A 5,004-nucleotide genomic window follows, 5' to 3' on the forward strand; every position below is an offset into this window, starting at 1 on the left:
GAACGCCGCCGACCTGGCGGACTCGGAGGGGAACCCGCTCGTCCGTGACGTCCGGGATCGGGGCGACGACGGTCTCGTACCACTCGTCGCCGCCGTGGGCGTGGAGGTCCTCGTAGGTTCGACCGTCGGCGCGGTTCCACAGGTAGCTCTGTCCGCTCTCGACGGTCGCCTGGAGGTCGAAGGGTCCGGCGAGGTCGGCGACGTCGATCGCTCCTCGTTCCATCGGATCCCGGAACGTGACGCGGGCGTATCGGCGTTTCGGTACCCCGGACCGCCGACGGCGACGGCGCGGGACGGGGCGGGACGACGAGAACGGAGCGAGACGGCGACGACGGCGAAGGGGCTTTTCCCGTCGGCCCCGTAGGTCGGGCATGCCGACGTACCGCCGGAGGACCCGGATAGCCGCCCCCATCGAGGACGTGTGGGCGTTCCACTCGACGGTCGACGGACTCCTCGAGTTGACGCCCGGCTGGATGAACATGCGTATCGAGGCCGTGGAGGGACCCGACGGCGAGCGTGACCCCGAGGTGTTGACCGCGGGCTCGCGGATCCGGATGTCGATCCGGCCGTTCGGCGTCATCCCCCGCCAGCGGTGGGTCTCGCGGATCGTCGAGCGCGAGCCGGACGGGGAGACGTCGCCGACGGGGAGCGCGTACTTCGTCGACGACATGGTGGACGGTCCGTTCCGGACGTGGGAGCACACCCACGCCTTCCACGCCGACGGGGAGGAGACCGTGCTCGAGGACACCGTCGAGTACCGCCTCCCCCTCGGCGCGCTCGGCGACGCGGCGGGACCGTTCGCGAAGCTCGGGTTCGAGGGAATGTTCCGGGACCGACACCGTCGGACCGCCGACCGCTTCGACGCGGCGTGACCGCAGCGGCGCCGACGTCGGGGAGCGACCCGAGCCCGAAACCGGAGGTGGGGTAGGGCGGGACCTACTGCGGCACCGTTCGAGGCGGAGCCATCTCGAGGTCGAACTCGAAGACCGCACCGTCGTCGTTGTGGACGTCGACGGTCCAGTCGTGCGCCTCGGCGACGCGATCGACGATGGCGAGCCCGATGCCGGAACTGTCCGCGGTCGAGAAGCCGGAATCGAACACGGACTCGCGGACGTCCGGCGAGACCCCCGGCCCGTCGTCGGAGACGTACATCCCCACGACGCCGTCCGATCCGACCCGCGGACCGACCTCGATCGCGACCTCCGGCCCGCCGTGGTCGACCGCGTTCCGGAAGAGGTTCTCCAGGGCCTGCCGGAACCGTCCGGGATCCGCCTCGACGCGCCCCGTCCCGTCGGCGACCGTGAGCGTCGCGTTCGGGGCCCGGACCGACTCCCACGCCTCCTCGGCGAGGGACGCGACCGGCACCGTCTCCGTCTCGCCGATCGTCTCGCCGCGCCGTGCGAGCATCAGGAGGTCGTCGATGAGCGTCTCCATCCGGTCGACCGCGTTCTCCATCGCGTCGTAGTGTCGCGACCGAACGTCGTCGGCCGCGAGATCCAGATAGCCGGAGAGCACGTTGAGCGGGTTCCGGAGGTCGTGTGAGACGACCGCGCTGAACTGTTCGAGCCGTTCGGCCTGCGTCCGAAGCTCCATTCGCCGCTCGTTGCGCGTGACCGCGGAGGCGATCAGGTCCGCGAGCGTTCTGTACAGGTTCACCTCCCGCTCGGTCCAGGAGCGCCGGCCGTCGACCTCGAAGGAGACGACCCCGGTCAGCTCCCACTCCGTGACCAGCGGCACGTGGACGGTCGCCGGCGGAACGTCCTCCGTGCCCGAGGCCGGGGCCCCTCCTCCGTCGGCGGAGACCGCGGGAACGGAGACGTTCTCGAACGTCGACAGGCGATCCGGCTCGGGGAAGTCGTCGAACGCGCGCACCGTCGGCGAGAACCCGTTCGGAGACCAGTAGTACTCCGGCGAGAACCCGTCGTCGCCGTCGAGATAACAGACGATGCGATCGAGTTCGGCCCGCTCCCCCACGCTCTCCATCGTCCACTCGATCTTCGTCTTCACCTCGTCCGAGCGCGTGCTCATGAGCGTCGTCGCGGCGTCCAGGAGGACGGTCGTGAGCCGTTCGAGACCCGGATCGGAGAGTCGGTTGCGGGCGGAACCGATCGTCGCAGCCAACCTCGCGACGAGCGGGTCCGATTCGGGATCAGAACCGGAGAACGGCCCCACGGTGTCGGCTGCGCCCGCGCGAAACGCCGTTCGGACCGCCTCCGGCTCCCCCTCCGGAACGACCACCACGCCAGGGAGCCGCCCGAACGGGTCCGACGAGGCGGCCGTGTCCTCCACCGCCGAGGAGAGGACCGAGGCCGTCGTCACGACTCCGCAGGCGTCGGCGAGCCGGTCCGGGTCCGCGTCGTCCGTCGGGAGGGATCCGGGGTCCGCCCGCCGGACGACCGGAGCGTCCGGACCCGGAAAGGCGACCGCCGTCGCGGCGGTTACCCGATCGAGGAGCGGCGAGCCCGCGTCTGCGAGAACGACGATCGAGCGCCGATTCATGTCCACGAGTTCGCGTCTCACCACTTGAACGTTGAGCCCCGAGTATCGGCATTGAAAACCGACTCAGCGGGACCCCGTCGTCGTGAGGTAGATCCCCGAGAGGACGACCGCGCCGCCGACGACGGTGAAGCGGGTCGGCGCCTCCCCGAGGAGCACCAGCGCGAGGAGCGTCGCCCCGACGGGCTCTCCGAGCAGCGACACCGAGACGACGCTCGACTCGAGGTACCCCAGCGCCCAGTTGACCACGGTGTGTCCGAACAGCCCCGGCCCGATCGCCAGACCGACGAACACCGCCCACTCGCGCGCGGGATACCCGGAGAGGGGATGCCCCTGCGCGAGCACGAAGGCGAGCAACGACAGGGTACAGACGCCGTAGACGACGACGACGTACGGAACCAGCGCGAGCCGCTGCCGCAGCGACCGGCCGGCGAGGACGTAGCCGGCGGCCGTAACCGCGCCGATCAGCGCCAACGCGTTGCCGTAAAGCGGCGCCGGTCCGACGAGGACGCCGCCGAGGAAGTCCCCGAACGACATGGTCGCGATCCCGCCGACGGCGATCCCGATCCCGACCGCGATCCGGCGGGTCACCCGCTCGCGGAGCAACAGCCACGCGCCGAGCGCGACGAACACCGGCTGCGCCTGGACGAGCGTGACGCTCGCGGCGACGCTCGTCCACTCGAGGCTCTCGAACCACGAGGCGAAGTGTATCGCCAGCGCGACGCCCGACAGCGTCGCGAACCCGAGATCCCGTCGATCGATCCGGGCGAACTGCTCGCGGTACCGCCACGCCGCCACCGGGAGCAGCGGTAGCGTCGTGAAGAGCACCCGATAGAAGGCGGCGACCGAGCTCGGCGCGTCGCTCCACCTGACGAGGATCGCTCCCGTACTGACCGCGAGAACCGCGGTCACGAGCCCCAGCTCGGGGGGCACCCGCGGAGCGGTTCTGCTCGAGGTCACGCGATCGCTTCCCGGCGGACCGGGTTACCGCTTTCGGGAGGTCGACGGAGGTATGACCCGCGGCGGCGAAGGGGACGACATGTGTCCGGACACCTTCGGCGTCGGCGTGCGCGTCACCGAGACGGAGCTGCGATTCCTCGTCCACGTCCCGACGGACGTCGATTCGGGATGGACCGACCCGGAAGCGTTCCAGTCGCTCGTCGCAGAGGTCGTCTGGGAGCGACTCGACAGGCGGTCAGTCCTCGAGACCATCGCCACCGAGTACGACACCGGAGCGACGGTGACGCTCGGGACGGTCACGCTCGATCCCGACGGCGCCGTCGTCGATCACGACCTGGCGGTTCCCGAGCGATCCGGCGACGGCGGGGGATGACCGACGCGTCTCACTCCTCGAGGACGCCACCCGCCTCGTCGTCGGAGACGGCCGCGAACGCGACGCCGACCGCCGCCATCCGGACCGGGTCGTACGCCGTGAGATCGTATCGCGTCGACCCGACCGTCTCCGTCCAGGTGTCGAGAACGCCGAGCGAGACCAGCCCGGACAGCGTCGCGCCGAGCGTTCGCGGCGTCGTCTCGGGGCCCGACAGCGCGGCGTGGACCTGTTTCGATTGCGGGTAGTTCCGCGAGCAGGACTCGATGCCCCGCTGCGCCTCCGTCCAGTACCGGCGCGTGTAGCCGAAGGTGGTCGGATCCTCGCGTTGGAGTCGCCCGATCGCCGCCACCGCGTCCGGATCGACGCCCTCGACCGCGTCCACGCGATCGAGGACCGCCGGCAGCGCGGACGCGGAGTCCGCCGTGAGCGACCAGCCGACCGTGACCGAATCGACGCCGGCGTCCGCCGCGACCGCGTCGACCACGTCGACGGCCTCGGCGGCGCCGCGCGCGGCCGCGAAGGGTGCGAGGTCGTCGAGCAGCACTCGGGGTCGGGACCGATCGAACTCCCCGAGCGTGTCCGCGGTCGTCTCAAGGATCCGGTCGACGTCGGCGTCGGCGCCGAGAACCGTGTACGCGAGACGCCGTTGCGGGAGGACCCGCGTGGTCGCCGACGCGGCCGCGCCACGAGTGACGTCGCTCGCCACGACGACCGCCTCCCGACCCGGCGGCTCGCCCGCGCGCTCGGGCCACGTTCGCCTCCACGCCTCGAGACCCGTCTCGAACAGCACCGAGACGACTGAACCTCCCGCCTGCCCGTCCCGGACGGACGGCGATCCGGTAGCGTCGACCCGGAGCGTGACGTCGCCCTCGCGCGTCGTCGGGACGGTCATGAACGTGTTGTCTTCATGTAGAAATAGTATAAACTTACTGGTGAGGCAATCAATATTGAGATCCCCGTCGAGCGCGACCCTCCCGGCGGATCGGGACGTCGTCACCGGATCCGATCGGGGAGAGTTCGACGGTTCGACGCGTGCGATCCGGACGCTGCGGCGCTCGGACCGACGCGAGCGTCCTGACGCGTTTCGTGGAACGCTCCCGAAAACTCCCGGCGCCGCGATCGACGGCCGGCCGGCTCGGCGGTGACTGAACGAAACCGACGCGGAGACGCGTCTC

The 5,004-nt window shown here is 70.7% G+C and carries 5 protein-coding genes and 1 pseudogene; 2 read left to right on the forward strand and 4 right to left on the reverse strand.

The window, feature by feature from the left end; genetic code table 11:
• Positions 1 to 223: pseudogene (locus DJ70_RS06175) on the reverse strand (8-oxoguanine DNA glycosylase); the annotation flags it as partial.
• A gap of 148 nt (positions 224 to 371) precedes the next feature.
• Between DJ70_RS06175 and DJ70_RS06180 the strand changes: the two are divergent.
• On the forward strand, positions 372 to 872 hold the full coding sequence (locus tag DJ70_RS06180; RefSeq protein ID WP_094531135.1) for an SRPBCC family protein: 501 nt from the start codon (positions 372 to 374) through the stop codon (positions 870 to 872).
• A gap of 64 nt (positions 873 to 936) precedes the next feature.
• Here the strand turns inward: DJ70_RS06180 and DJ70_RS06185 are convergent, their stop codons facing one another.
• Both DJ70_RS06185 and DJ70_RS06190 read right to left on the reverse strand, forming a co-directional pair.
• Positions 937 to 2,499 carry a sensor histidine kinase gene (locus DJ70_RS06185; RefSeq protein ID WP_094531141.1) on the reverse strand — a complete coding sequence of 521 codons (1,563 nt, stop codon included), beginning with the start codon at positions 2,497 to 2,499 and terminating at the stop codon, positions 937 to 939.
• A gap of 63 nt (positions 2,500 to 2,562) precedes the next feature.
• Positions 2,563 to 3,456, reverse strand: coding sequence for a DMT family transporter (locus tag DJ70_RS06190; RefSeq protein WP_094531137.1), 894 nt, complete (start codon positions 3,454 to 3,456; stop codon positions 2,563 to 2,565).
• A gap of 79 nt (positions 3,457 to 3,535) precedes the next feature.
• Here DJ70_RS06190 and DJ70_RS06195 point away from each other — a divergent pair, with 79 nt between their 5' ends.
• On the forward strand, positions 3,536 to 3,829 hold the full coding sequence (locus DJ70_RS06195; RefSeq protein WP_094531143.1) for a hypothetical protein: 294 nt from the start codon (positions 3,536 to 3,538) through the stop codon (positions 3,827 to 3,829).
• Between the two features lie 10 nt (positions 3,830 to 3,839).
• Here the strand turns inward: DJ70_RS06195 and DJ70_RS06200 are convergent, their stop codons facing one another.
• Entirely contained in the window at positions 3,840 to 4,721 is an 882-nt protein-coding gene (locus DJ70_RS06200; RefSeq protein ID WP_245810722.1) for a hypothetical protein, read from the reverse strand.
• Between the last annotated feature and the right edge of the window lie 283 nt (positions 4,722 to 5,004).

The organism is Halorubrum halodurans (assembly GCF_002252985.1).
In the GTDB taxonomy this organism is placed as follows: domain Archaea; phylum Halobacteriota; class Halobacteria; order Halobacteriales; family Haloferacaceae; genus Halorubrum; species Halorubrum halodurans.

Bases quoted from the DNA above. Each gene is read 5' to 3' on its own strand.
- DJ70_RS06180 (WP_094531135.1), top strand. From the start codon at position 372: ATGCCGACGTACCGCCGGAGGACCCGGATAGCCGCCCCCATCGAGGAC.
- DJ70_RS06185 (WP_094531141.1), bottom strand. From the start codon at position 2,499: ATGAATCGGCGCTCGATCGTCGTTCTCGCAGACGCGGGCTCGCCGCTC.
- DJ70_RS06195 (WP_094531143.1), top strand. From the start codon at position 3,536: ATGTGTCCGGACACCTTCGGCGTCGGCGTGCGCGTCACCGAGACGGAG.
- DJ70_RS06200 (WP_245810722.1), bottom strand. From the start codon at position 4,721: ATGACCGTCCCGACGACGCGCGAGGGCGACGTCACGCTCCGGGTCGAC.